This is a genomic window from Saccharibacillus sp. JS10 (genome assembly GCF_024436065.1).
Lineage (GTDB): Bacteria > Bacillota > Bacilli > Paenibacillales > Paenibacillaceae > Saccharibacillus.
Genome location: NZ_JANFNS010000004.1, coordinates 43363 through 69346, shown reverse-complemented (window position 1 = coordinate 69346; position 25984 = coordinate 43363). Strand labels below are relative to the sequence as shown.

Annotated in this window: 20 protein-coding genes; 1 reads left to right on the top strand and 19 read right to left on the bottom strand. The window is 46.8% G+C overall.

Annotation, left to right across the window (positions count from 1 at the left end; all coding sequences use genetic code 11):
* Positions 1–12: 12 nt before the first annotated feature.
* From NOM90_RS13175 to NOM90_RS13160, 4 genes are all read right to left on the bottom strand, one after another.
* Positions 13–702 carry a hypothetical protein gene (locus tag NOM90_RS13175; protein WP_255942530.1) on the bottom strand — a complete coding sequence of 230 codons (690 nt, stop codon included), beginning with the start codon at positions 700–702 and terminating at the stop codon, positions 13–15.
* A gap of 24 nt (positions 703–726) precedes the next feature.
* Positions 727–2127 carry a deoxyguanosinetriphosphate triphosphohydrolase gene (locus tag NOM90_RS13170; protein WP_255942529.1) on the bottom strand — a complete coding sequence of 467 codons (1401 nt, stop codon included), beginning with the start codon at positions 2125–2127 and terminating at the stop codon, positions 727–729.
* A 162-nt stretch (positions 2128–2289) separates the two neighbouring features.
* A complete protein-coding gene (locus tag NOM90_RS13165; protein ID WP_255942527.1) occupies positions 2290–2730 on the bottom strand; it encodes an EVE domain-containing protein in 441 nt (146 codons plus the stop codon).
* Between the two features lie 66 nt (positions 2731–2796).
* Positions 2797–3732 (bottom strand): helix-turn-helix transcriptional regulator, encoded by a 936-nt coding sequence (locus NOM90_RS13160; RefSeq protein ID WP_255942526.1) that lies wholly within the window; start codon positions 3730–3732, stop codon positions 2797–2799.
* 131 nt (positions 3733–3863) lie between these two features.
* Here NOM90_RS13160 and NOM90_RS13155 point away from each other — a divergent pair, with 131 nt between their 5' ends.
* Positions 3864–4232, top strand: a complete 369-nt coding sequence (locus NOM90_RS13155; RefSeq protein WP_255942525.1) for a VOC family protein — start codon at positions 3864–3866, stop codon at positions 4230–4232.
* Positions 4233–4313: 81 nt separating this feature from the next.
* Here the strand turns inward: NOM90_RS13155 and NOM90_RS13150 are convergent, their stop codons facing one another.
* From NOM90_RS13150 to NOM90_RS13080, 15 genes are all read right to left on the bottom strand, one after another.
* Positions 4314–4940 (bottom strand): DUF2306 domain-containing protein, encoded by a 627-nt coding sequence (locus NOM90_RS13150; protein ID WP_255942524.1) that lies wholly within the window; start codon positions 4938–4940, stop codon positions 4314–4316.
* Between the two features lie 36 nt (positions 4941–4976).
* Complete coding sequence (locus NOM90_RS13145; RefSeq protein ID WP_255942523.1) at positions 4977–5330, bottom strand: DUF3291 domain-containing protein; 354 nt, start codon at positions 5328–5330, stop codon at positions 4977–4979.
* A 214-nt stretch (positions 5331–5544) separates the two neighbouring features.
* The gene (locus tag NOM90_RS13140; protein WP_255942522.1) at positions 5545–10020 is read right to left on the bottom strand and encodes an S-layer homology domain-containing protein; all 4476 of its coding nucleotides are present in this window, start codon (positions 10018–10020) and stop codon (positions 5545–5547) included.
* A gap of 109 nt (positions 10021–10129) precedes the next feature.
* Positions 10130–14482: a BREX system ATP-binding domain-containing protein gene (locus NOM90_RS13135; RefSeq protein ID WP_255942521.1), complete on the bottom strand. Its 4353-nt coding sequence runs from the start codon at positions 14480–14482 to the stop codon at positions 10130–10132.
* A 122-nt stretch (positions 14483–14604) separates the two neighbouring features.
* Positions 14605–15084, bottom strand: a complete 480-nt coding sequence (gene rlmH / locus NOM90_RS13130) for a 23S rRNA (pseudouridine(1915)-N(3))-methyltransferase RlmH (RefSeq protein ID WP_255942520.1) — start codon at positions 15082–15084, stop codon at positions 14605–14607.
* A 152-nt stretch (positions 15085–15236) separates the two neighbouring features.
* The gene (gene greA, locus NOM90_RS13125) at positions 15237–15716 is read right to left on the bottom strand and encodes a transcription elongation factor GreA (RefSeq protein WP_255942519.1); all 480 of its coding nucleotides are present in this window, start codon (positions 15714–15716) and stop codon (positions 15237–15239) included.
* 80 nt (positions 15717–15796) lie between these two features.
* Positions 15797–16864 (bottom strand): YdcF family protein, encoded by a 1068-nt coding sequence (locus NOM90_RS13120; protein WP_255942518.1) that lies wholly within the window; start codon positions 16862–16864, stop codon positions 15797–15799.
* Between the two features lie 141 nt (positions 16865–17005).
* On the bottom strand, positions 17006–17173 hold the full coding sequence (locus NOM90_RS13115) for a CxxH/CxxC protein (protein WP_255942517.1): 168 nt from the start codon (positions 17171–17173) through the stop codon (positions 17006–17008).
* A 44-nt stretch (positions 17174–17217) separates the two neighbouring features.
* Positions 17218–18417 (bottom strand): S1C family serine protease, encoded by a 1200-nt coding sequence (locus tag NOM90_RS13110; protein ID WP_255942516.1) that lies wholly within the window; start codon positions 18415–18417, stop codon positions 17218–17220.
* Between the two features lie 184 nt (positions 18418–18601).
* Positions 18602–19417, bottom strand: a complete 816-nt coding sequence (locus NOM90_RS13105; RefSeq protein WP_255943023.1) for an MBL fold metallo-hydrolase — start codon at positions 19415–19417, stop codon at positions 18602–18604.
* A gap of 5 nt (positions 19418–19422) precedes the next feature.
* Positions 19423–20187 (bottom strand): two-component system regulatory protein YycI, encoded by a 765-nt coding sequence (gene yycI / locus NOM90_RS13100; protein ID WP_255942515.1) that lies wholly within the window; start codon positions 20185–20187, stop codon positions 19423–19425.
* 36 nt (positions 20188–20223) lie between these two features.
* Positions 20224–21522 carry a YycH family regulatory protein gene (locus NOM90_RS13095; protein WP_255942514.1) on the bottom strand — a complete coding sequence of 433 codons (1299 nt, stop codon included), beginning with the start codon at positions 21520–21522 and terminating at the stop codon, positions 20224–20226.
* Between the two features lie 3 nt (positions 21523–21525).
* Entirely contained in the window at positions 21526–23385 is a 1860-nt protein-coding gene (walK, locus tag NOM90_RS13090) for a cell wall metabolism sensor histidine kinase WalK (RefSeq protein WP_370866609.1), read from the bottom strand.
* 3 nt (positions 23386–23388) lie between these two features.
* Positions 23389–24129: a response regulator YycF gene (gene yycF, locus NOM90_RS13085; RefSeq protein WP_255942513.1), complete on the bottom strand. Its 741-nt coding sequence runs from the start codon at positions 24127–24129 to the stop codon at positions 23389–23391.
* A 106-nt stretch (positions 24130–24235) separates the two neighbouring features.
* Complete coding sequence (locus NOM90_RS13080) at positions 24236–25906, bottom strand: M23 family metallopeptidase (protein WP_255942512.1); 1671 nt, start codon at positions 25904–25906, stop codon at positions 24236–24238.
* Positions 25907–25984: the final 78 nt, after the last annotated feature.

Below are 25984 nucleotides of genomic sequence, written 5' to 3'. Positions count from 1 at the left end.
TTCGTGAAAATTTTAAAAACAACTCAATTCTCTTTTGATTCTTTCTTTTGAGAAATAACTATTATTATAATGAGACGTCTGTAAATCGTATAAATTGTCTACGAATGCATAAGCATCGTCTTTTAAATAATCGTTTATGACATTCTTTAAGTTGCTTGAAAGCTCCAGATTATACTTTTCCTTAAAAACCAGAGCTCTTAATAAATTTAATTCAATTTGAGGGTTTCTTTCTAAATTTATATCCAGCTTCGATTTTTCTATTGTAGATCTAAACACTTCATCGTACAACTTCTCCTTGTTAAAGTTGTATACGATACCATCGATATTTAAATATACAGTCTTAGCTAAATTTTCTTCACTAGGATACAAACTAGTATTCTTAAAAGCCCATGTGTTTTCCAAATCCCAAATATCAAATTCTAAATTTGATATTTGTAACTTATATCCACCAAATCTATTTCTTTTATGATTATACTTGCTTATTATTGAATCAAAATTTTTCTTATCATTAAATTTGATTGCAATATCAAAGTCTCTAGGCATCGGAGGCTCATCAGGGAAAAAACAAATATCTCTTATTGATCCTCCAAAAAACAATAGATCTCCCACACTTGAAAGTTCTTCAATAAATTCTAGGGTAGAAGAGTTTTTGTCAAGAAAACTAATCAATTGATTTTTAATAATTTTCTCAACGTTTCTCATTCTTATCACCCCTATAATTTTTTGTTATGGAAGTTTTACCCCTAATAATTCTCGATGAAGATTTACTGCATATCCATCAGTCATACCTGAAATAAAGTCTGTAACTAATAGAAGTCTATTATACAGGGGAAGACTCTTGAATTCCACTGTTGGTTCTCCACTCTCAGAGATTTTTTGAATATGTCTAAAGTTCTCAGAAATTAAATGGACTAATTTTTCATTCTTAGATTTTGTTTTCGCTATATCTCCAACATTTACTACAGCGCTAACAAAGAGATCTAGTAGATCTGTTAGTACTTTATCACCTACTAGTTCAAGAGTTAAGACTTCTTTATTTGAAAATACATGTGTGGATGCAACTTTTTCTAACTTATCTGAAAGTGCGCTAGCAGTTGAATGAGACAATAAATCTCCTTGGAATTCGCCTTTCATTATAATCTCATAATTTGATTTAAACGTATCAACCACCGCATTTATCATTATTCCTTGCACAGCTACTTTGAAATTTTGTACATCTATCAAATCTTTATTGGAAACTTTGTTTGATAGCGCTTTTTCACGTAGTTGTTCTAGTCTATTGAATTCAGTAGGATATGAGTCTGCAAATTCTTTTCTAAGTTCTTCGTACACTTTATCCCAAGTAATTACATGTTTTTTTACAGCATCTTCAATATCAGCGGTTAAATATGCCATATCATCTGCAGCTTCAAGAATATATGTTGCAGGATGCCTACATTCAATAATACCCACTTTTTCTTTAATTGTTTCAAATAATTCATTCTCTGAATAAAAATATCCAAACTTTTTCTTACCTTCTTTTACTTTTTTATGATTCGATTCCCATGGATATTTCATCAAGGTTGCTAATGTACCATATGTAAAGTTCGCTCCATATTGATCATTTAAAAATTGTAATTTACTTAAAATCCTGATAGCTTGTGCATTACCTTCAAAGTAAAGAAAATCGTATTTCTGTTGTTCATTTAGATCGCCATATTTCCTACAAGCTTCTTCATATGCTTTAGAAGAAAACCATTCAGCGAACCAACTTCTGATAATGTCTTCACCATAGTGACCGAAAGGAGGATTTCCTAAATCATGTACTAAACATGACACTTCTACTAACGAAGCGAGTTTTTTAGCATCAGAAAAATCGTGATATTGTTTTGTCTCAATAAGCCAATTTCCAATGTTCCAAGCTAACGATCTTCCTAAAGAAGCTACCTCCAAAGAATGTGTCAATCTTGTTCTAGTAAAGTCGTTATCCTGTAGTGGAAAAACTTGAGCTTTATCTTGTAATCTTCTAAAAGATGAAGAATATATGATTCTATCATAATCCTTATCAAATTCATTTCTGTAAGGAGTGCTTTGACTTTCTGATATTCTTTCTCTTTCTCCATTTAATAAATTTACCCAATTTAGCATCTTGAATTCTCCTTTAAATTAAAAAGTAAGTTTATAGAGTTTAACTTATTTATAATACATTTAATTCTATATTTCCACTAATATTATTCGATGTTAAATTAAAATAAATTATTCATAATACGTTTTTCTATGACTCTTACAAAGATAACAAAAAGCCATCCTCTACAGGACGGCTACGTTCATCGCTTCTGCAATGATACAAAAATCTGCTTGGCTGATCTCAAAATGACCGGTACGAAACACATAACCCCAATTGGGCTTGCCACGGGTGAAAGACAGCTGATCTAGCAACTCTCTGATTCTCGCTTCTTCGCAAGGCATATATTCGATATCTCGGCGGTAAGGGACGAACGTCTCGGACATCGCGTATTCATAGACGTGTTCGTCTTTCACTTTTCCAATCGCCGTAAAAGCTTGCAGCGGCTCGCCGCCTTTAATCTCCGTCCGCGGTGAATAGTAGACCAGCCAATCGCCGGGTTTCATTTTGCGTAACGGTGCGGATTTACCATGACACATTTGCGCGAATCCGCCGCTTACTCCTTGCTGTACATGTAATGCCGATACGACGCCGATCCAATACGAAGCTTTTTCGCTCTCCTTCATTGCTGAACCCAACTCCTTTTTCTTAAGCTAAATTCAGTATAAAAAAACGCTACTGACAGCAGTTTGTCAGTAGCGTTTGATCATTTTTTCGATTTCGCCTCGCACCCGTTCACGTAACAATTCCGGCTCCAATACTTCCGCTTTTCCTCCCCAGCTTAGGATCGGATGCAGCAGCTCCTCTATGGATCGAACGCGGAAATGGATCAAAAGACATCCTTCCTTCTCCTCGATCTTTTCCACGTAAAAGCTAGTCGAATCAAGAACGGTGCTTAAGAGGTCTGAATCGGCTTGGACAAGTACGTGCAGGATGCGATCGTCTTTGGGACGATAATCGTTCAAGTTAAATCCTTGCGGCATTGCAAAACGCTTATCCAATACCGATAGTTCGATCATCCGTGACAACCGAAAATGACGAATATCCTGTCTCAATTCGCAATACGCAACCAACGTCCAATGCCCTTGCACAAGAGCCAATCCATAAGGGGCAATCTCGCGCTGGCTTGTAGCGTCTTCGGCTTTTTTCTGATACGTCATCTTGATCTTTCGCCGCTCCAGAATAGCTTTTCGGATCTGCCCGAGAACATCTTTTTCTTTTACACCTGTGACCGATTGATCAGTATGCAGCAGCTTCATCGTTTCTCGAATACGCATCGACTCATCTTGCACAGGTTGAGCCAGCACCGCTTCGATTTTACGTTGAGCGGATTTGGCGATGGCTACGTATTCTCCGTCTAAACGCTGCTCGATAAAGTCAGTCCCCATCAGCAAAGCGACGGCTTCTTCAGCAGAAAACGTAACAGGGGGAAGAAAATATCCTTCCATGAGTGAATAGCCATGACCCGTCGTCGCGAGGATCGGAATGCCCATTTCGCTTAGTGCTTGAATATCTCGATAGATCGTCCGTACGCTCGTCTCGAATTGAGCTGCCAAATCTTCGGCTCGAATCACCTTATGTCGCTGCAATTCCAGCATGACAGCAAGCTGCCGATCGGTTTTGTTCATATTCGTTTCCTCAGTTCTAAGATATAAAATCTTCAATTCATAGCTTCGGAAGCTACTGACATACTGTTGGCAGGAAGGGGCTTATATACTCAACATAACACCAAAACAATTTCGCATTCAAGGAGGAACTTATGCCAGTTATCGGACCCGATTTTATTTCACTTCAGGTGAGCAATGTTGAAGATTCCGCGCAATTTTATCAAAACTATTTGGGGCTTGTTCGATCAGAGTCGGGACCGCCTCATGCCGTGGTCTTTGACACCAAACCGATTACGTTTGCGCTTCGTACCCTTTTGCCGGGAACAGAACTCGGATCAGGGAATAAGCCCGGGCTTGGCGTTGCTCTGTGGCTTTATGCACCGGATACGCAAGAAATTCATGATAAGCTCTCGGCAGCAGGTGTAACGATTACATCGCCGCCGACGGACGGACCTTTCGGGCGAAGCTTTGCTTTTGTCGATCCAGACGGTTACCTTGTCACGCTTCATACGCAAGCTTGATACGCAGAGTAGAAGCATGTATGCCAAAAAACTGCGCCATTAAGGCGCAGTTTTTTGTGTTTTTGACAGGGTAGCCGTGAATCATTGTAGCTGCTTAGACCTCTTCTTAGAAATGACAGCTTCTACAACAAGCAAATTGGGAACCCAACAAATCCAAGCAACCACCCGAAATGCCGCCTCGAAATCCCCGAGTAGAAAAGCAAGCGGCGCTAACCACATTCGAAGCGTGACCGCCGAAAAAGTTAACGCATAACTACGAAACATCCATTCTTGATGAGCTTGGATGTTTTTGGCTATGATTTTTCCCGTTGCGATAAACGTAGTCGCCATCCACAATACGCCCAGCGACATGAACCCCAGCGTGGAAATCCAACCTCCCGTTGCAAAAAGAGATAAATACACACTCACGATCCCGCTGACGATGATCGAAAGAACGTATCCATACCCGAATCGGCGGTGCCAACGTTTCCTCGCAAGAGTTGGCTTTATAAATAGCTGAAAAGGTCCAATCACCAACGCAAATATCGCGGTAAAAATATGAGCGTATAGCACATAGATCCAAGGTTTGAGTTCAAAGTCCGGCTTTTGCAACTTGAAAGAAACAAGCCCGGCATCGCTAGCGTTAAGAAAGCCGTACTGAACAATAGCGTATGCGGCAATCGCAAAAGCGAGAAAAAATATGAGTGTCCGAACCCTTCTATTTGCCATAGGAATAACCCTCCTTCGATCCTGTAGAGAAACCATTCACGACTTGTTGTAGTCTGGCTTTCTGCCATACTTTTGATGCAAACGGCTTTTCGCTTCTTGCCAAGTCGGAATCTGATCCGCATCCCAGCGAACAGCTTCGGATTCATCTCCGATCCGGCGCGCGATCTTCATCGCTTGGAGATGATTGCCATGATTGCGGTATTCCAACATGCGCTCTTTGTTCTCCCATACCGACATCGTCCAGCCTACTCGCCAACCGTCTCGCGTAAGATCGGAATGGAGGAGCCCGGAAGTCGTATTCATCTGCTTGGTTGATCGGATGATATGGTAAATGAAAAAAGGGAGCGCCCATAGACCTTTGACTTTTAAACGTGTTACTGAAATTAACAATGGGATTGCTCCTTTGGCTTAGAGGTGTATAAACTAAGTATAGGGGATTGAGTACGACAGTCTTTGCCTTTTTCATTGGAGTTTTTGCCTGAAATGAAATATCTATATTGTCTTAAAACCAAAAACACTATCCTAATTGGTTAGGATAGTGTTTTTCAAATCTATTTCACTAAAGTAAATAAGTCGTTATATTTTCAGTTACGTTTGATTATGTTTACTTTATGTTATTCGCCAACAAGTTCAACAGAAGCGTTACAGCCTCTGCTCTTGTCGTAAGATCTTGAGGGGCGAATTCATTATTTCCTTTTCCTTGCACAAGCCCTGCTTGCTTCGCGTAAGCAACGCTAGCTTTCGCCCAAGCTGGAATGTCTTGATCATCCGCAAAGCCTGTTGTTGTATTCGCTTCGGTGGATGAACCTAAAGCATGAGCAATCATCTTTGCCGTCTCTGCGCGCGTAATATTTGCATTCGCCCGGAAGGTACCATCGTTATAGCCGCTAATAATACCCTCTTGCACAGCTTGTGCTACCGCAGACCGTGCCCAACGCCCAATGTCTGCTTGGTCTGTGAAGGTCAGCTCCGCGCCTGCTTCCTGAACCTGCAAGGCATTCATCAGCATGACTGCAAACTCGGCACGGGTTATCGTTTTACCCGGTTTAAACGTTCCGTCATTATAGCCGTTTACGATTCCATCTTGAACTGCTTGCTTGATGTTTGCTTCAGCCCAATGCCCAGCAATATCGCTAAAGCTAATTTCAGGTTCGGCAGGGGTTACCGCCCCTTCCTCCGACACAGGAAGCCCTGTCGCCTGGTCTACAACAAGCACCGCAAACTTCGTAAAGTGATCAACCTCCGCTCTAATTGAATTTCCGCTTGTCTGACTGCCTTTCACTTCTACCCATTTTTTGTTTTTTTCATCGAAATAGAAGATTGCCACTCCTTGACCGCTCTTCACTTGACTCGCATTAAAGGTAAAGGTTAACGTTACCGGCTTGATGAAATTACCCGAAATATTTTTCAACACCTCATATACCGGGCTTGCAAGCACCTCTTTATGAATGAGAACCTTTTCCGTATCCAGCCATTTTGAAATCGTTAATTTCAGTTCCTGATTGACCGAGCCTACAGGAACAGTAATCTTCAACTGATCTTCCAGACTAACCTCGCCAAGTGATCCAACTGGAAGCGTTAGGCTGCCGTCTGTTGACGATACTTTAGCTGGCGTTGATGGTGTTGGAATCGGCACGATAGCTGGTGTTGACGGTGTCGGCGACGGAACGGTAGGTGTTGGTGTGATCGGTGCTGCTAGTACGGTTACCGTATAGGTCGTTTTCGTTTTTCCATCCTTCGCTGTCACAACGACCTTGCTGCCTGTCAATAATGCAGTCGCAAGATCAGTCCCATTCGCCGCATATACCTCAAATGTCGCATCTGCTGCTGGAGTGATAGCGGCCTTCAATGCGGCTAACGTTGTTCCGTAAGGAATGTTCGTCAGCGTTTCATTGGCCGTTCCGCCTGTGCTTACGGTTCCAATTGTAGAGGTTAACGTCGCTTTGGCGCTGACCCATTTCGCAAATAATGTCTTACTCGCCGTAATCGTAAAACGATCTGCCTCCGAATAATTTTTGCCGGATCCATCCGCTAAGGTATTCCATCCCGCAAAGGTGTAACCTTTTCTGACCAAATTGCCTGTGTTTCCACTAACGCTAACCGTATCTCCTCGAACATGAGAGGTTTGGGCAATCGGCAATTCTCCACCCGTTTTACCGTTTCCGTTATAGGTAACTTGAAGCTCCGAACTCCGCAAGTAAGGATATCCATTATTAACCGCGGAATCTATTGTCCAGATCTGACCGAAATCCCAATCTGTATAACTGGCTTGCGTCTTCATCTCCGCTGTCGTTAGTGCCGTCCCTACACTCGGTTGTACGGTTGTTTCACTTTCGTAAAAGCTATTTTTTACCGAACCGCCATACATCCCAACTAAGCCGCTTAAACTTCCTTCTCCTGTTAGGGTACTCGTTGCATAACTGTTATCGACACGAAAAACGTTTGCTCCAACTAATCCCGCTGCAACATTTTTCCCATCTACGCTTCCATGGAAGTAGCTATAAGATAGTAGTCCATTATTCGATCCTACAAGCCCACCTGTGTACAGACCGCTAATGCTTCCGATAGCAAAGCTATTTCTAATCGTACCACCTTCGTTAAAGCCGACCAACCCGCCTGCAACGTCCGCTGTTCCACTCACATTTCCCTTATAGAAGCTATCGCTAATTGCAGAGAAGTTATCACCAACCAACCCGCCTGTATACGAGCCGTCCCCCCCGCTTACACGCCCTGTAACGACCCCGCTGTTTGCGATGTTTCCATCGCTCGCTCCGACCAGTCCGCCTACATAGCCTCTACTGCTGACTACATCGATATTTTCCAGAATGACATTATTAATCGTCGCGATGCTCTCCATATAGCCGAATAACCCTGTAAAATCAGAACTTGTTGTATTTATCGTTAAATTCTTGATCGTATACCCATTGCCATCGAAGTTTCCTTCAAACGCATTGTCCCAATCGGAACCGATTGGCACCCAGCCTGCTCCTTCTGCATAGCCGCTCAAATCGATATCCGCTGTTAACTTAAAGCTCGAATCCAAGAAATCTCTAATCTTATTCAGTTCAGATGCCGTTCCAACCAGATAAGGATCTGCTACTGTTCCCGAGCCGCCGGAAAATAGGAGCTTTGTTGCCGGGAATGTTACCGTCACTACACCGGAATCGGCTGAATTGGTGACAACCGTCGCACCTGCTACCGTGAAGAAATTCGCAGGCACCCCCGTTAACCCATACCCTCTCTTGGGTGTAATCGTCAGGGTAGCCGTGTAAGTCTCTCCCTGAGCATACCGGGAAGCCACCTCTGGAGACCAAACGACGGATGCGGTATATTCATTTGCATTTATCTGTCTGACTGGCTTTTCGCCCATGACTGGCACAGCCAACCCGCTGATCGCGGCCGTCTTAATGGCCGTTGCAGCGCTCATCGTCACGGTATACGTAGTCTGCGTCACTCCATCTTCAGCCGTAACAATGACTTTTATGCCCGTCACCACTTCAGTGGCTAGCGTGGTTCCATCCGATTTGTAAATCTGAAACGTTGCATTCGCCGCTGGCGTGATCGCTCCCCTCAGATCTGCCAAACTCGTACTGTATGGAACATCGGTTATGGATTCATTAGCTGTTCCGAGTTGACTTACGGTTCCGATTGCCGAGGTCAGCGTAGCCTCTGTTTTTAAGCCGATATGTTCCTCAGCTACCAGTAACTCTTGCTCATAAGACGCTGGGTGCTCATCGTCGGCAAGGAATCTAACATAGATTTTATCGCCCGGTTGTACGGGAATATTATCTGCATTTGTACCTGTAATACGTTGAAACGCTCCATCATTGACCTTATATTCCATCAGGCTCGTCACATTATTCAGCTTCGTTCCATACTGTGACCCTTTCTCCAACGTTGCGGTTGAAGGAGCTGCTGCTCTTACAATCTTATAGCTCTTGCTCATAATCGGGCTATCTAATTTCCCCGGATACACCGCCATCGCTTTGATCGTGACATCGTCGTTGATTACGATTGGCGTGCCTGAATCGTATAATGCACTAGCTCTCGTCGGCGTCTCGCCGTTTGTCGTGTAATGAATTTCAGTATCCGCTCTCTCACCCGTAAGCGTCACTTCTGAACCTACCGCGACAGATCCGTCTGCAGGATCTGGGGAAGCCACAGGTTGAGCATTCGCAAATATTCTTAATTGAGGATATTGATGAGGGGGAACAAACCAAATCTGATCGAAATCCCAACCTGCAAATGTAGCTTGGAGCTTCATTTCTTCTGTACTTTTTCCGTTTCCTGCGCCACTACTAACTCCTGTCGTGATTTGGTCGTAGTAGCTATTTATAACGAGGTTAGATCCACCATCACCTACTATTGCGCCTTGCTGCCGAGTTGCTGCTACGTTTCCTGTAGCATACGTATTTTCGATCGTAACTGTTGGATGCTTAAATCCGGCTATTCCACCCACCATATTATTCCCCGAAGTGGTAGCCATCGAATAGCTGTTTTTAATCGATGAATAATCGTGAAGAGCAGCTCCAGCCAACCCTCCTACAAGACTCCATCCTGATACGGTACCCGTTGTATAACTGTTAGAGATCTCTCCCTCTAAATTTCCTGCTATACCGCCAACCATCTCGTACGCTTTTATACGGACATTTTCCAGACCAATTGCCGTAACAGAACCAGTAGCCGTTATGGAACCAAAAAGTCCAACAAGAGAATTAAAAGGAAGGTCTATATTCAATCCTGTAATGATATGCCCGGCACCGTCCAATGACCCTGAGAAATTATCGATCGGCTGCCATGACGTACCACCGTCAAGACCTTTGCCCTCTTCAAGAAACGCTGTCAAGTCAATATCATTTGCCAGTTTATAATGCTTGTCCGGATAATCGCGAATAACGTTTAGTTCTTCCGGTGAAGTAATCAGATAAGGATGCTCTACCGATCCATCACCGCCGCTAAAATCAGCCGCAAAAACCTTACCTCCTCCTGTTGTAAACAATCCCGGCATACTGCCGATTACCATCATCATGATCAGTAAGAGCGCCGTTACCTTCCTACCTACTCGAAATCTTGTACTCATGTCGTTCTCTCCTCCATACCCCTATTGAATTCGGTCCTCAGTATAGAACCCAAGCCATAAAAAAAACACTAACCAAAGTTAGTGTTTCGAAAATATTGTAGAAAATAGCCTAATTAATGAGTTCCAATTCCTTGGCACGGGCAATCGCCTGACTTCTTCGTTTCACTCCCAGCTTGCCGTATACATTATGAATATAACTTTTGACAGTTCCTTCGGTTAATCCGAATCGATAAGCAATCTCCTTGTTCGACAATCCGTCTGTCAGCGCGTACAAGATCTCTCTTTCACGATTCGTGAGTGATTCGACTACCAGCCGTGAAGCTTCCTCAGAAGTGGATGACAAAAGAGCTGACGAGACGATGGGTGAATCACTCTGGACGCGTGCTTCATCCAACGATGTCACATACATCATTCGGGCAGTCATTTGCTCCAGCATGGTTCGCGTATGCGAAGTGAACACTCCAGCTATAAGACTGTTCTCCAAGTAGAGCGCGAACGGCATTCGTTTGCTTGAGAAAAGAACAGGCATACACAGTATGGATTGGGACTGGCTGCCGCTAATCGCAGGATCAGCGGAATAAGAGCTTTTCAACGCATCCGCGAGTATGACCGATTCTCCTGTTTTCAGTACATATCTGACAATCGACTCGCCGTACGAAGCTCCCCTATGATCGTTCAACGAGCCTTTCTTTTCAATGGCGTAAATCTCTCCTCCGCTACCTACCATACACCCTCTTTCCGCTCCGGAATAGCGGATGGCAAGCATCAGAAATTGATCCATCGTACGACAATTGTCTAGTGCATCCATCCATTCTGGCTGCTTAAATTGCCCATTATCCGCAGTACGCCAAGATCCAGCTTCAGACCGGATGTCGATTGCACCAGACTGCTCTGTGGATGGCTTGTCTTCACCCACTTCCTCACTCGCAGCTATACGTAATCCCGGATGGCTTGCTCTCAATTGCGCGACCTTGAACGTAGCCCCCCATCTTAAATAAGCGTCACAAGCGTCCGCGATGAGCGCTTCGGCACCGTTAACGCTCTCCATCTGCCGATAGAATACAGCGGCCCGCTCACAAGAGATCGCCTCCATCAACCCTTCTCCTGCATGGCGAGCTGCTCGTATAGCCCTTTCGTATAATCGTGCAGCATCGACTCTGTTGCCCTCTATCCGATAACGTTCAGCGGATAACAGTAAATAAGTAGACGAATCTTTGCCGCTATATCCAGACCATCGCTTCATGGCGCGCAGGTGCTTACGCAGCTTCATCCGTATCTTGTTCTGCTCACGGGGTGACACTTCCGAGTACATAGCAGCAAGCGTCAAGGAATGGTACATCTTTTGTTTACGAATATGCGGCCGTGTCTGGAGGAATGTATTCTTTTCCCCTTTATGTGCCCATTCAAGAGCTTCACGGTACCGACCGAAGAGATACGCAATTTCCAAGTTACAAGTGCATGCATAATAGACTTCATTATTCACAAAATCTTTGTATGTTTCATGCAATAATGGCGTAATACAGTCATCGTTATGTCCAGCCTCATCTTGCATTTGTGAGATATACCATTTTGCTCTTTGGAAAATGTTCATTGTGACGCCGTCTACAAGCTGCTGTGAAGTCTTTTCATATTCTTGTATCCGTGCAGCTAATGCATACGAATTCTCGGTGAAGTTGGTGATCGTCGTCATCATTGCAATTCCGACATAGGTTAGATTAGCCGATTCCATCCCAGCTTGGATCGATTGCTCAAACTTCTTGATTCCTTCATCCGGGTTGATAATTTCGACAAGACCTTTCAGATAGTACAATCGGCTTTGCAGGTCTGCGCTATCAAAGGAAGAGGCTAGGCGAGATGCCTGAGCTACATATTGAGTCCCCGTGCGGAAGCCTGATATTCTATAAATAACCATCCCGTAGCTGGCAAGCATAAAAGAAAACGCCTCATTGCTTCCATGCTTTAGACCATATCGTACGAATCTTGAGAATAACACAGCGGATTGCTCAATACTTAGTACATAGGCAGGAAGCGAAATCGCCATGACCAGATCTGACAATGCTTTATAGTGTGAATCATGATTAATCGGCAAATGAGGAATATCGTTAGCCTTATTGAACAATGCGCTCTGGGTGAGCAGGATTTCCTTGATCACTAATGCTTTGGAAGGCTTGCTTGGGAACTTCCAGCCCAATTCTGCCAAAGCCTGCTGCCCAATCTGGACAGCTGTTTCATCTTTCTTCAAATACGAATACATGGCAATACGGATCAAATAAATACGAGAACGTTCAACCATGTTCGTTGTACAAGACATCAAGTTCGCCAGTAGTTCCTCTGCACGATCTGTATGACCACACATATATTCACATTCGGCGATCTCCAGCATGATCCTGTAATCAAAGGAAGCTGTATTCTTCCAATCGCCATCAGATAGACGTAAAGCAATCTCATAGAAGTGCAGGGCAGACGTAAACGCGGTTGATGCCTTAGATTTTAATCCCGCCTCATAATTGAATTCAGCAAGCTCTTTTTTCTCTGCGTCATCCTCTATCTTCTCACTACCCAAATTCAAGTGGTGTACCCGATCAAAAATCGTAAATCCACCTTCATTGGATAAATCATCGCGTATCACGCGGCCAATGGTCAGATGCAAGCTCGTTTTGTTTGACTCAGACATAGTCATGTAAGCTGCCTGTTGAATCCGGTCATGCAAAAATCGATAACGTTCCCCATCGTCTGATGTATCACTATCATCTTCTCGACAGATTAGCCCCTCTTCCTCTATAGTATGCAGAAGTCCGCGTACTTGTAGCAGCGGGTATCCGCTTACTAATGAGATCGTTAATGAACAGAAACGATGTCCGAGAGCCGCACCGATCGCTAATAGCTCGATTTTGGCAGAAGATAGCATACGAATACGAGCCTCAATCAAATGGACAATGTCAGGATCCTCAGGGATTTCCATAATGACAGATAGATTCCACGCCCATGACGCTTCTACCTCATCATAATAAATCTTATTCTCCCGATATAGCTTATCTAGCAGCCGATTCAAGTAGAGGGGGTTGCCGCCTGTTCGGTGGTATAAGACCTCCGCGAGGGCGCGAATACGGGCTGAGTTCTCATCCAGAACATCGGATACGAATTGCCTCACTTCGATATAGGACAGCGCATCAAGACGGATATGATGGACAGATAATTTTGATTCATTGTGCAAGGCAAGCGACTCCGACATCCATGCTGCCGCATCCGCTTTATTTCCTTCGTTTTTGTTCCCGCCCTGAGCGAATTCATCCCGAAACGCGCTGATTACTAGTAAGCCAGGCCGCGTCTGATCGTGTACGACGGTACGAAGAACATCTATTGTAGCAGGATCGGCCCATTGCAGATCATCCAGAAATATGAGTAAGGGATGCTGCTCATCCACAAAAACCTTAATGAATATCGGCACTAACCGATTAAAGCGAATCGCAGCCTCTGCAGGCTGCAACGGTTCTATCGCTGGAATGACATCGAATAGCTCAGCAGCTTCCGGTAAAAGTTGTACAATAACGGCTGCTCCCTGGCCTAAAGCTTTTGTTAATTCCTTCTTCAATTTCGCTATTTGATCCGGGGATTCGCTCCATATTTGTCGAATTAGGCTTCGCAAAGCTTCCAGCAAAGAAGAGAACGGAATATCGCGATTCATCATGTCACATTTGCCACTAATGAACCGACCTCCATCTCTTCTAACTTCCATCTGAAGCGCTCGGACGAGTACCGTCTTGCCACTGCCTGCACTTCCGCTGACGAAAACAAACGAGGATGCATCCGTTTTAGCTTGTGCGAAAGCATCTTTTAAAGCTGCTGTTTCCCTTTCACGCCCAAAAAGAATCTGAGGAAGCCGAAACCGGCTGGCCTCGTCTGCACGGGCAATCTCGAAAGAGGTCACTTCTCCCTTTTCTTCCAGCAATAAAGCGCACCGCTTCAAATCACTTAATAAACCATAAGCACTCTGATAGCGCGCCTCTGGATCCTTCGACAACAGCTTCATAATAACAGCCTCAAGCGAGTCGCTCAGATCTGAACGCCATTCGCGCAGCGGCTTCGGTATAACAGCAAGGTGCGCATGTATCCATTCTTCCGCACTTTGCGCATGAAACGGCAGACGACCTGACAGCATTTCATAATAGAGCATACCCAGGGAATATAAATCGCTGCGTCCATCTGGGATATCATTTATTCTGCCCGTTTGTTCGGGAGACATATAAGTGTAATCCTTCAGTTGCGGATCTGTGAGAATCACGATTTCCCGATTGGACAGAATTCGAATATTCGCCGGATTCAAATTTCCATATCGTTCATTCTGCTTATGAGCATGATGCACCGACTCCGTCAGTCCTATGGCTATATGCAAAAAGGTACCGACTTCCATGGAGGCGCCGTCCATCATCTCTTTTAAAAGAACCCCTTCTGTAAAAACCATCTCATCCCCTCTCCAATCCGAACGCAGTTTTTTTATTATTTTATCATTGTTTTCGGGATGTTATAGCCACAAATGTATGGGTGATGGGTATGATACAATCAAATATACGACGAAAGGCTTTTTTACTTGTGATACGGTTCGTTTCTGTTAATCTTCACCGCCCGATACACCTGCTCCACCAACACCAGCCGCATTAGCTGATGCGGCAACGTCATCTTCCCGAAGCACAGCTTCTGCTGCGCACGCTTCAGCACATCGTCGCCGATCCCGTGGCTCCCGCCGATCACGAACACGACGTGGCTGCTCCCGTAGGTCGCGAGCTTGTCCAGCTCGGAAGCCAGATCTTCCGAGCTCCACATCTTGCCGTCTAGCGCGAGCGCGATGACGTGGGCGTCCGGCTTAATATGCGATAGAATGCGCTCGCCTTCTTTGTCTTTCACGATCTTCACTTCCGCATCGCTCAAGCTATCCGGGGCTTTCTCGTCGGGGACTTCGACGATTTGAAGCTTGAGGTACGGCGTGAGCCGCTTGCTGTACTCGGCGATGCCTTGCACCAGATACTTTTCTTTCAATTTTCCGACTCCGATAATTTGAATAAACATAGTTCCTCCTGAATTCCGCTCTAAGTGTAATTAAGATGTCTCCATTATACGACAGCCACCGCTCTACCGCCCAGCTCAATCAAGCAAACAAAAAAGACGGCATCTTCGCAACCTACGCGAAAATCCGTCTTTTCCATTCTAATCTACAACCTTTACAGCCCTTTAATCTCCAACAACTCATATTCGATTTTGCCCATTGGCGCTTCCACGCTGATCTTGTCGCCGACTTCTTTGCCCATCAGTGCTTTGCCAAGCGGGCTTTCGTACGAGATCTTGCCGTTGGCTACATCCGCTTCCGCAGGTCCCACGACTTGATACTCCAGCGTATCGCCGAACTCGATATCTTTCAGCAACACGTTAGCGCCGACGTGGATCGAACTCGAATCGCTGGTTCCAGCGTCCGCGATCCGAGCATTATTGAGCATTTTCTCCAAAATGATAATCCGCGTTTCCATAAACGCCTGATCGTCTTTCGCCGAATGATACTCGCTGTTTTCTTTCAAATCGCCGTAGCTGATCGCAAGCTTGATCCGTGCCGCCAGCTCTTTGCGTTTTACATATTTAAGATCGTCCAGCTCCGCTTGAAGCTTGTCGAACCCTTCTTGTGTTAAGACTACTTCTTCTTCTGCCATGATTGTCTTCACTCCACTCCGCATTCTTGATCTCTCTAGTGTACTCTTTTTCGCGCCAACAATCGACCTATTCGGTTTTTTTAGCCTTCGACAGCACGTTCAACCCACCAGAACAACCCTGCCGCCGCGGCATACATCAAGATAATCATCGTGATAAAAAACAGATGCCATTTCCGGTACAACGTCAAAATCGCGATATATTCACGGATAAACGCATTCGGCAAATAGTAAAAAGCGGTTTTCGAACCGATTCCGTCTCCATTCAACCCCGCTTGGCGCGCATACACACCGGCTCGGAATAAATGAAAATTATTCGTCGCGAATACGCACGTATACGTTCCTTCGCCGCTGGCTTCATCCATGATCTTTTTCGAAAATCGCATATTTTGCAGCGTATTGATCGATTTATCTTCCATCTTAATCTGCTCGTCCGGAATCCCCTGCTCCAGCAAATAATTCCGCATCGCCGCAGCTTCCGAGATTTGCTCGTCCGACCCTTTGCCTCCCGACACGACGAACGTAGGCGCAGCATGACCCAGACCGACTTGTTTTTTGGAAAAAGAAATCCCGCGATTCAGCCGTCCAGCAAGCAGCGGCGTTACTTTGGTGCCGTTAATGCCTGCACCAAGCACAACGATATAATCGCGCGGCACGCGCGGACGCACAAGATTATACAGAATCGACGAAACCAGATAACACAAAAACACAAAGCCTAAATAAGCCGTGATCGTCGCGACAATCGCAATCGGAAACGCAAGTTGTTCATAGCCTGTCCATAAAGGAGAAAAGACCAGCACACCCAAGTAAACAAAAATCAGCAGCCCAAGCCCTAACGTCAGCAGGTTTTTCGGCTTTAACCCTTCTTTTCTGAGCAAAATACGCGCGTTGTAGATCAGCCCTGCGCCTGTTCCAATAACAAGCAGCGGAATCAACACAACAACGCTAATGGCACCGAGCGCGGTCACATAACGAACGGTAGAATTGTCGTCCGCGACGCGAAGCAAACTAATCATCAGCGAAAAAGCGAGCAGCAGCAATCCGAATGTCAGCAGCATGCCGACGCGAATCCGCCGTTTGTCACGCCGATAAGCGATCAAGAAGCCAAGCAATACAAGGGCAGTCAGCCCGTAACTAAAAAGGAAGATCATTAGTCTGTTCAAGCTCCCTTTCGCGGCCGTCAGGCAAAAAGCCGCCTGTATGCGTTCCGGCAATGCCGAATCGATCGTACAGGCGGCTTCTCCGTCAGTCGTAAAATTAGTTGTAAGATGAAGCTATGCTGATCTGCCTAATTAGACGACCAGTACAATAGCGGGTTGATCACAATGCGCGCATTGAACCGGCGGGTCCCAATCCGAAAATTCCGTCTCGGTCAGATTCACTAGATCCGGTGCTTCCCCATACTCTTCCAAAAATTGCTCCAACGCGTTTTCGATATGTTGCTTACATACACAATACATGAACAGACACTCCCGACTTTTTATGCTTTTACATATTTTGAACTTTATTGCGGAGCTTCCGGGCGCTCGCCGAGCGTGACCGTCGCACTTTGCTTTTTACCGTCTCGGTAGTAGCTGATCTTCATCGTATCACCAATCTTTTTGTAACCGTACAAATATTTGCGCAATTCGAGCGTCGTATGGATCGATTGGCGGTCAAAACCGACGATGACGTCGTTCAGCTTAATGCCGGCTTCTTTGGCGGGACCGAGCGATTCCAAGACGACAACGCCTTTTTTGACACTGCTCGGCAACTTCAAATCTTTCAGTTGGTCTTCTTCCATCGGGGCATACGGATTATCCAGGTCGAGTGAGTAGACGCCGAGATAAGGTCTGGCGATTTTGCCGTTTTGCAGCAGTTCGTTAACCGTAACCATCACTTGATTGATCGGAATAGCGAAGCCAATCCCTTCGACGCCGGTGCTGGAGATTTTCATTGTATTGATCCCGATCAATTGACCGTTCAGATCGACCAGCGCTCCCCCGCTGTTGCCTTCGTTGATCGCCGCATCGGTCTGGATCACTTGCTGCTCCCAATCGTAGACGCCGTCTTCGTTGAGCGACACCGGCATAATGCGCTTCGGATAACTCACGATGCCTGACGTCAGCGTATCGCCGAGCCCGAGCGGATTGCCGAGCGCAATAACGCCCTGACCCAGATCCAAGCGATCTGAATTGCCAATCTTCGCGACTACGCCGATCTTCGCACTGCTGACTTCAAGTACCGCAATATCGGTAATCATATCGGAGCCGACCAGCTTCGCTGTCAGCGTGCTTCCGTCGATCAGTACCGCTTGCAGCTCTTGGGCGTCCGCGATCACATGATGATTGGTAATGATATACGCTTTGCCGCCTTGTTTTTGAAAAACGACGCCGGAACCGAGTGCCGCGTTTTCAGGAGAAACATCTCCGGCTTTACGGTGAGTGACAATACTGACGACCGATGGACGCACCACGGCTGCCGCTTGCACGATCCGGTCGTAAGGGCTGTTTCCTGCGGACAGCGCAGTCGTATTCAATCTCGGCAATACGAACCCTGCGAATAAGCCGCAAAGTAGCAGCGCGGTAAGTAACGAAGCGAGAATCGCGCTAAAAGCCGCTACCCCTGCACCGCCGGAACTTTTACGCCCGCGATACGTTCGGCGTTCGCTGAATCCTCTTTTTTTCCCGCTACCGCTATAATATTCGTCGTCAAACAACCCCATCTGCGCTCATCCTTTCCCATCTAACGACGATTACCTGACGATATTCTGCTGAAATTTACATCTTTTATCCATTAAACGCATTCTTCTGATCCCGACGCCTTTTCTTCAGAACAAGACCGGTCGATCTTACCCCAAAAACGTTGGTAAGATCGTTCGATCTTACCTAGACCCGTTGGTAAGATCGTTATTCTCCAGATTTGCTGCCGACTTCGTCCCACGGCGTGGGCATATTCCAATGGGTATCGCGCAATTCGAACTCACTGTCTTTAAAAAAGATCCCGCAATCTTCCATCGAGCAACGCACAGTCATTTTTGCAATATCCATCATATTATGATCGCGGCTAAGATGCGCCAGATACGTCCGTTTCAGTCGTCCGTTGAGCAGATCGCTCAGCGCTTCGCCTGCCGCATTGTTCGATAAGTGACCGAGATCGCTTAAGATGCGCCGTTTAATATTCCACGGGTAACGTCCCATACGCAGCATCTCGATATCGTGATTCGACTCTAAGACCAGCACGTCCGAATCGTAGATCGCTTCTTTGACTTTGTCGCTCATATAACCGAGGTCGGTCGCCAAACTCAGCTTGTGTATACCATCGTCAAACGTATATCCGACCGGCTCCGCCGCATCGTGCGAGATCCCAAAAGATTGAGCGCGCAATGAACCGAAATCGATCGGCGCGCCGGTCTCGATAATATGGCGCTGCTCGGGATCGATTTTACCGACATGCTTTTGCATCGCGTCCCATGTATTCGCATTCGCATAGACCGGAAGATTGTATTTACGCGCCAGCGCTCCGAGCCCTTTGATATGATCCGAATGCTCGTGCGTAATCAAAATCCCTTTGAGTTGTTCCGGCGAGACTTCGCGTTCGCGAAACAATTCATCCAATCGTTTGGCGCTTAGCCCCGCGTCGACCAGCAGCGACGTATCGCCGTGTTCGATCACAGTGGCGTTGCCTGTCGATCCGCTGGACAATACGGTAAAACGCATTCCCATACTCATTATTGATCTCCTTTTCTTTCGCTGCTTGAAGGGCTAATGACGTCTCCGTTTCCTCCTTGTACATAATACACGCTGTACGCGGAAAGATCGTCATTTTCCACCGTAAATCGCCAGACCGGCGCAGCCACCTGTGTCTCCGAATCGAAAGTCTGACCGTAAAAGCCGAGCGTAATTTCTTTGACTACAGATCCTTCGGGCAAATAATTTTCGACGAGCGTTCCCAGTGCTTTTTGCGCGGGCAACACTTGCGTTTCGCCTCCGGCGTCTTGAATATCGACCGGAGCGCCGAGGTAAGACGTGATTTTTTGATCGGTATAAAAAAGATCCAGCTTCGCGTTGAATAACGGCCATTGTTGGTCAAACAGCGGATGCAGCGTAAACAAATCGTCTTCGTTACTTCCCGCGAACGCGTCATAGCTGTAATCGCCGATATTCGGAATTTCGTTTTGCAACGCTGACTTAAGATCGCTTGGAGCAAAAATCAGTTTGCTATCGGCTGGAACTTCCAGCTCGATCGGCTTACTGGGTACTTTTTCGGTATAACGATACGAGATTTTCGGCAGACTTGGCGTTTCCGCCGGAACCGAAGTGAGCACTTGGATATTTTTTTCTTCCATCGCCCGCTGCGTACTTTCACTCAGCGAATCGATTCCCAGACTCGCGCCTTGCTGCTCCCGATAATCGTTCCAAAGCTGGTAGCCGAGCACAAGGTTCAGCAGTAAAAATGCGTAGATCAACACGTTTTTGGCTCTTCCCCAATCCAAATTCCGCTTCCCCCTTTTCCTCGACCACTTCGCTTCTTAGTTGAATGTCACGGTCGTTCCATTGGACAATACAACGACCCAACCGGGAACCAACCGCAGTAGCTCTTCATTCATGCGCGGCGTGTAAGCCGGATACAAGTCGATCACTTTCGAGTTATGCACTTCTTCGACTTTGGCAATCCGCTGGATCAGGTCTTCGCCTCCGGATAGCGTATACGGTTGCCCTTTTTCACCGCTTTGAGGCGTTTCGAGCAGCGAGCGTTCGTAGAACGATACCGTTCCTTGCTGCAAAATCAGATCCATATAGCCATATCGCACCGTGCCGCTGCCGAAGATCGGAAGCGATCCGTAATATTGCTGAAAACGGACATTCAGATCGGTATCGGAATGATCGGCGCGTTTGCTATTCAGTTCAACTCGGTACGTTCCGTTCCAACCGCCATGCTGATTCACGAAATCGACAGCCGACAATACGCTTTCGGTAGCGTCTGCTCGAATCGAAGGAATCGCAGCCGGATCGGTATACGTCATCCAGCGTCCTTCATCTTGAATCTGAAGACTTCGTTTGCTATCCGTATAGATTTCCGAGCCGTCTTGTTCATGAATATTCCGTGTGACCGCTGGATCGGCAAACAGATTGCGCTGCATTTGATCGCTTGTAAAAGCCTTCGTCTGAAGCATCGATTCTGCCAATACAATAGGTTTAGACGGCACATATAACGTGTGGTTATTCAACGGCGTGTACGGCGTCCACTTTTCACCAAACGCGACATGTTGAAGCACGTCTTGTACGGTTAAATCCAGCTGCTTCGCTTCATACACATCTTGGTTGTTGGAGCTAAAAAAGAACGCGCGCGGTTTTTCTTCGCCTTTTGCCGTATAAATCCAGACCCGGTCGACATTCGCCGTCTCAAACGTCTGATCGACGGACAACCGCATCGTTTTTTGTAACAACGAGACCGGAAGCCCGCTGCCAAAAGACAACTCGATCCCCGAGTTATTCGTCGCGATTTTTTCCCAATCTTCATTAGAGACGCTTTGCAATTGGAACGCCGCAAAATCCCGTGCTTGAATCCGGGCATAAATCAATTTATAGAATGAAGAATCGGGGTAAAAAATCGTATGTTTGTCTTCGCCCATATGCACGATCATCCGATCCGGATACAGCGTATCTTCGATATTAAGCTGCTTGCCCATCTCGTCGGTTCGAACATAACCTGCCGAGGAGACAACGACCGAACCCGTACCCGGAAGGCGGTAGATCAGTACATAACTTTGTACCAAGCTGACTACGACAAGAAGCGTGAGCGCTATCGTTTTGAGCTGCTCTTTCATCGGTCATCCGCCTCCTTCGATATAAGCCGGAAGCGTGAATGTAACCCGCGTTCCTTGACCCAATTCGGATTCGATTGCGATCTCTCCGCCATGCGCTTCTACGATTTCTTTCGCGATCGCAAGACCTAGACCGGTGCCGCCCATGCCGCGCGAACGTGCTTTGTCGACGCGGTAGAACCGTTCGAAGATCCGTCCCAATTCTTCTTTGGGAATCCCGATTCCGGTATCCGAGACGACGATCGCGTATCGAAGCCCGTCTTCCAATCGGTACGCGTCAAGCGTCACTTCGCCGCCTTCTTTGGTATATTTCATCGCATTGGACACGACATTGTCGAGGACCTGATCGATCTGATCGCGGTCGACATGGACAGTGCCTAGATGCGGCGAAGCTTTAAGCGAAAGGTCGATTCCTTGATCGCGAAGACGGAATGTGAAGCGTTCCGCGACTTCTTCGACCAATTCGAATAAATCCGCTTTTTTGCGCCGAATCGCTGTTTCTCTGGAATCCATCCGAGACAGCTGCAACAGATCGGTGACAAGACGAATCATACGCTCCGTCTCGTTTTGGATCACGCCGACGAATCGTCCCGCAACTGCGCGGTCGTCTAATGCGCCGTCTTCCAGCGCTTCGGTATAACTTTTGATCGTCGTCAGCGGGGTACGCAGTTCATGCGAGACGTTCGCGACGAATTCTCGCCGCAAGGTATCAAGACGTTCTTGCTCGGTAATATCTTGCAAGACGGCAATCGTACCGCTAATCCCGACTTCCGTACCGCCTTCCCGGCGATGGATCGGGCTAAGCGTCGCTCGGATCGTCACATCGCCAAGCCCTTCCGAAATGCCCGGCGAATCCGGCGTTCCTCCGCTGCCTCCCAGAATGATGCTACGTAGACCGGCAGACGGCAATTCTTCATCTTCTTCCGGTAAGTCGAGCAGCTTCGAAATGCTGTATCCGATAATCTCGTCTTCTCGCATACCAAGCATCGCGCTTGCGACGCGGTTAACCAAGATAACCGAACCGGATTCGTCCGCGGCAATTACGCCGTCGCTCATATTGGTCAAGATCGAAGCGAGTTTTTCTTTTTCTTCTTCATTCAAAGACAATACGCCTTGTAATCGGCTCGTCATATGGTTGAATGCTTCGCCGAGTTGCCCGATCTCGTCGCTTCCGAAGACCGGCATTCGCACATGAAACCGCCCTTCGGCGACGGCAGTGGCGCGCTTCGTCATTTCTTTGATCGGCTGCGTGACGGTATGCGCTAAAATCACGCCGAGAATCGCGGTTAAGCCGAGTGCGATCAATACGCCGGAGATAAAAATCCCGTTGATCCGCTGCATCGTATCGTACAAATTTTGCATCGAAGCCACGATATAGATCGCACCGACGATCTTGCCTCCGCTAAATACAGGCTTGGCGACGACTTTTTTGCGTACATTGTCTTCGTCGATAATATACTCTTCGTTGTCGTCGATACCTTGTAGCGCCCGGCTGACGACGGTCTGCGTGTTTTTGCTATTTACTAGGTCGGCATGAGTAGAGAGCGACGTAATCAATACGCGCCCGCTCACATCAAGCACTTGGATTTCTCCGTTGCTCATACTGGAAAAATTATCGACTAACGTGCGCAGACTGGCTTCTTGATCTTCCGCCGCTTCGCCGCTGCCTGACCAGTTTTGACCCGCCAGTACCGAGAGTAGTTCGGCTTGTTCTTTGAGATCATTGGTAAAATTATTGGTGAGCGACGTTTTCATCGCACTGACGAAGTAGACGCCGATCAGCTGCATCGCGATTAAAATCATGAGCATATATACGATAATCAGCTTAGCTTGTACCGAACGGAAAAACGACGCTTTGCGCAGCATTCGTCAAAATCCTCCCGGTTTGTTGGAGCGCATCATATAACCCAGCCCGCGCCGCGTCAAAATATATTCCGGCTTGCTCGGATCGTCTTCGATCTTTTCGCGCAGTCTTCGAATCGTCACATCCACCGTACGAACGTCGCCAAAATATTCAAATCCCCAGACGGCTTGAAGCAAATGCTCGCGCGTCATGACTTTGCCTGAATTTTTCGCCATATAATAAACCAACTCGTATTCGCGATGGGTCAGGTCTAGCGGCTCGCCGTTTTTGTATACCATATACATATCCGTATCGATAAACAGCGCATCGACGGTCAGCCCTTGGCGCTGCGGTGCTTCTGCCGCGCCCGAACCTCCTACGCCCGCATAGAGCGGCGCACCCGGTTGGTGTCTGCGCATCTGCGCTTTTACCCGCGCGAGCAATTCGCGTGTGCTAAAAGGCTTGGTGACGTAATCGTCTGCGCCAAGCTCTAATCCCAAGACTTTATCGATCTCGCCGTCTTTTGCGGTGAGCATAATGATCGGCACCGGAAGTTTGGCGCGCACTTCGCGGCAGACGTCCATTCCGTCTTTGCCCGGCAACATCAGATCCAGCAAAATCAAATCCGGCGATTCGCTTAAAGCAAGTTCCACCGCCGTAATCCCATCAAACGCGCAAGTAACTTGGTAGCCTTCTTTTTCAAGGTTGAATTTCAATATATCGGCAATCGGCTGTTCATCGTCTACAACCAGGATTTTACCCTGCATTTTTCTCAGCCCCCCTGCTTCACACTCTTCGTTATTTTACCATAGGCGACAAGAAAAAGCGCCGACGGAAAAGGCTCCGACGACGCGTGAATCTCTACTTTTTGCATTAAGGTAAGTACGACAACGGATTTTGCGGAGAACCGCCAACCCGAATTTCAAAATGAAGATGCGTGCCTGTCGAGCGGCCGGTATTGCCCATCACACCAATCGATTGACCGCGTGATACCGACTGACCGGAACTTACGCCGATACTGCTCAAATGACCGTACCGCGTCTCGTATCCGTCTCCGTGGCTAATCACGACGATATTGCCGTACCCGTTCATTTGTCCAGCGAACGTAACGGTTCCCGGCGCAGAAGCCATAATAGTCGAAGACCCTGTCAGATCGACGCCGGCATGGAGTTTGCCCCAACGTGTGCCGAATGTGCTCGAAATCGAAGCGCCGCTTACCGGCCAGCTAAATCCGCTACCGCTGGAAGTGACCGCTTCTTGATTATCGTCGTTAGACGAAGATTGAGATTCCGAAGATGACGAGGAATCCGATGACTTTTCGGAAGAAGAATTAGAAGCTGTCGATTTCTCGCTTTCTTCGGAAGATGTCGATACTTTTTCTTTCGGTTCTTCGACGACTGGTTTTTCTTCAACGATGACTTTGGTTCCTTTGACGATAATGATCGGAGCCGAACGTCGGACGACTTCTTGCCCGATCCATTCTTCACGCACGATTTCGCCGTTTTTCTTGGTCATCCGGTAATCGACGCGCTTGGCGCCGCTTTTGCCTTGGGAAGCGACGATTCGTTTGCCCGCAGCAAGCTCGGAATTATGACGAATGACCATTTCCGGTGCGGTCGGAATCAATTCGGATACGGATTGTACCGTTGTGACGTTGATCGCCGGATCAGGGAGCGTAATACGCAATACTTCGCCGATTTGCAAAGTGAATTCTTTGATATCCGTATTATTCGCATACAGTTCATCTTGGGTAATCCCAAATTTTTCTGCGATCGAGCTGACGCTATCGCCTTCGGCTACGGTATAGGTAACAAGATCTTTTTCGCCGATCGTTAAAAGTTTGTACGCTTCTTTTTCGCTCAAAATCCGGGTCGGCGAGACTTGGGTAGGCGTATAGTCGATCTTGTCGGTGACTTTGATCGAGTTGAGTTTGGATGTCGATTTCTCGGAAGCATCCGTATTTTTTGTAGAAGCTAGCTTCGTCGTCGCTTGGCTATCCGACTGCGTTCCTGTCTCGATATATGAATTTTTGGCACGCTGAATCAGCTTTTTGGCTGTCGCTTGGTCTTTGACGATTCCGATCACTTCGCCATTGACGACCAATTCTACGCCAGTCGCGTAAGCTCGAATCGCGGTGTCCAATTGATCTAACGTCGCTTGCGTATTGGGTACAACTTTGTAGCCTTCGGCTTTTTCGGTACGGATATTATCGGTGTACAATTTCATGTCTGCATCTGGATACTGAGCGGAAAACTGCTTTTGCTTGTTCGCGATTAACGTATCAAGCTCCGCTGGATCGGCGATTGTACCGACGACTTTATCTCCGGAATACACGTTATAGTATGTATACGTATGGTTTTGTACATATTGAAATCCGCCGAATGTCAGCCCGCCTGCAAGGACGACTCCACCGACGATTCCCGCTGTTATACGGCGAAACTTCGCTTTATGTTTGCCTACGACGACAATCTTATTTGCTTGCTGCATTTCCGATTGTTCGGAAATCCCTTTTGCGCCTTGATCTTTATCGTTCAAACTCTTCATGATCTTCTCCTTTGACTAGCAAACTTACCTATAGACGCTGTGTATGTAGAAACGGATCCGCAAATAGTGTCAAAATTT

Excerpts from the sequence above, each read along its gene's own strand:
- rlmH (WP_255942520.1), bottom strand. The coding sequence starts at position 15,084 with ATGTTTATTCAAATTATCGGAGTCGGAAAATTGAAAGAAAAGTATCTG.
- NOM90_RS13160 (WP_255942526.1), bottom strand. The coding sequence starts at position 3,732 with ATGAACAAAACCGATCGGCAGCTTGCTGTCATGCTGGAATTGCAGCGA.
- NOM90_RS13165 (WP_255942527.1), bottom strand. The coding sequence starts at position 2,730 with ATGAAGGAGAGCGAAAAAGCTTCGTATTGGATCGGCGTCGTATCGGCA.
- NOM90_RS13135 (WP_255942521.1), bottom strand. The coding sequence starts at position 14,482 with ATGGTTTTTACAGAAGGGGTTCTTTTAAAAGAGATGATGGACGGCGCC.
- NOM90_RS13110 (WP_255942516.1), bottom strand. The coding sequence starts at position 18,417 with ATGGGGTTGTTTGACGACGAATATTATAGCGGTAGCGGGAAAAAAAGA.
- NOM90_RS13150 (WP_255942524.1), bottom strand. The coding sequence starts at position 4,940 with ATGGCAAATAGAAGGGTTCGGACACTCATATTTTTTCTCGCTTTTGCG.
- NOM90_RS13155 (WP_255942525.1), top strand. The coding sequence starts at position 3,864 with ATGCCAGTTATCGGACCCGATTTTATTTCACTTCAGGTGAGCAATGTT.
- NOM90_RS13120 (WP_255942518.1), bottom strand. The coding sequence starts at position 16,864 with ATGATCTTCCTTTTTAGTTACGGGCTGACTGCCCTTGTATTGCTTGGC.
- NOM90_RS13175 (WP_255942530.1), bottom strand. The coding sequence starts at position 702 with ATGAGAAACGTTGAGAAAATTATTAAAAATCAATTGATTAGTTTTCTT.
- NOM90_RS13140 (WP_255942522.1), bottom strand. The coding sequence starts at position 10,020 with ATGAGTACAAGATTTCGAGTAGGTAGGAAGGTAACGGCGCTCTTACTG.
- NOM90_RS13105 (WP_255943023.1), bottom strand. The coding sequence starts at position 19,417 with ATGGGAATGCGTTTTACCGTATTGTCCAGCGGATCGACAGGCAACGCC.
- greA (WP_255942519.1), bottom strand. The coding sequence starts at position 15,716 with ATGGCAGAAGAAGAAGTAGTCTTAACACAAGAAGGGTTCGACAAGCTT.
- NOM90_RS13115 (WP_255942517.1), bottom strand. The coding sequence starts at position 17,173 with ATGTATTGTGTATGTAAGCAACATATCGAAAACGCGTTGGAGCAATTT.
- NOM90_RS13170 (WP_255942529.1), bottom strand. The coding sequence starts at position 2,127 with ATGCTAAATTGGGTAAATTTATTAAATGGAGAAAGAGAAAGAATATCA.
- NOM90_RS13095 (WP_255942514.1), bottom strand. The coding sequence starts at position 21,522 with ATGAAAGAGCAGCTCAAAACGATAGCGCTCACGCTTCTTGTCGTAGTC.
- walK (WP_370866609.1), bottom strand. The coding sequence starts at position 23,385 with ATGCTGCGCAAAGCGTCGTTTTTCCGTTCGGTACAAGCTAAGCTGATT.
- yycF (WP_255942513.1), bottom strand. The coding sequence starts at position 24,129 with ATGCAGGGTAAAATCCTGGTTGTAGACGATGAACAGCCGATTGCCGAT.
- NOM90_RS13080 (WP_255942512.1), bottom strand. The coding sequence starts at position 25,906 with ATGAAGAGTTTGAACGATAAAGATCAAGGCGCAAAAGGGATTTCCGAA.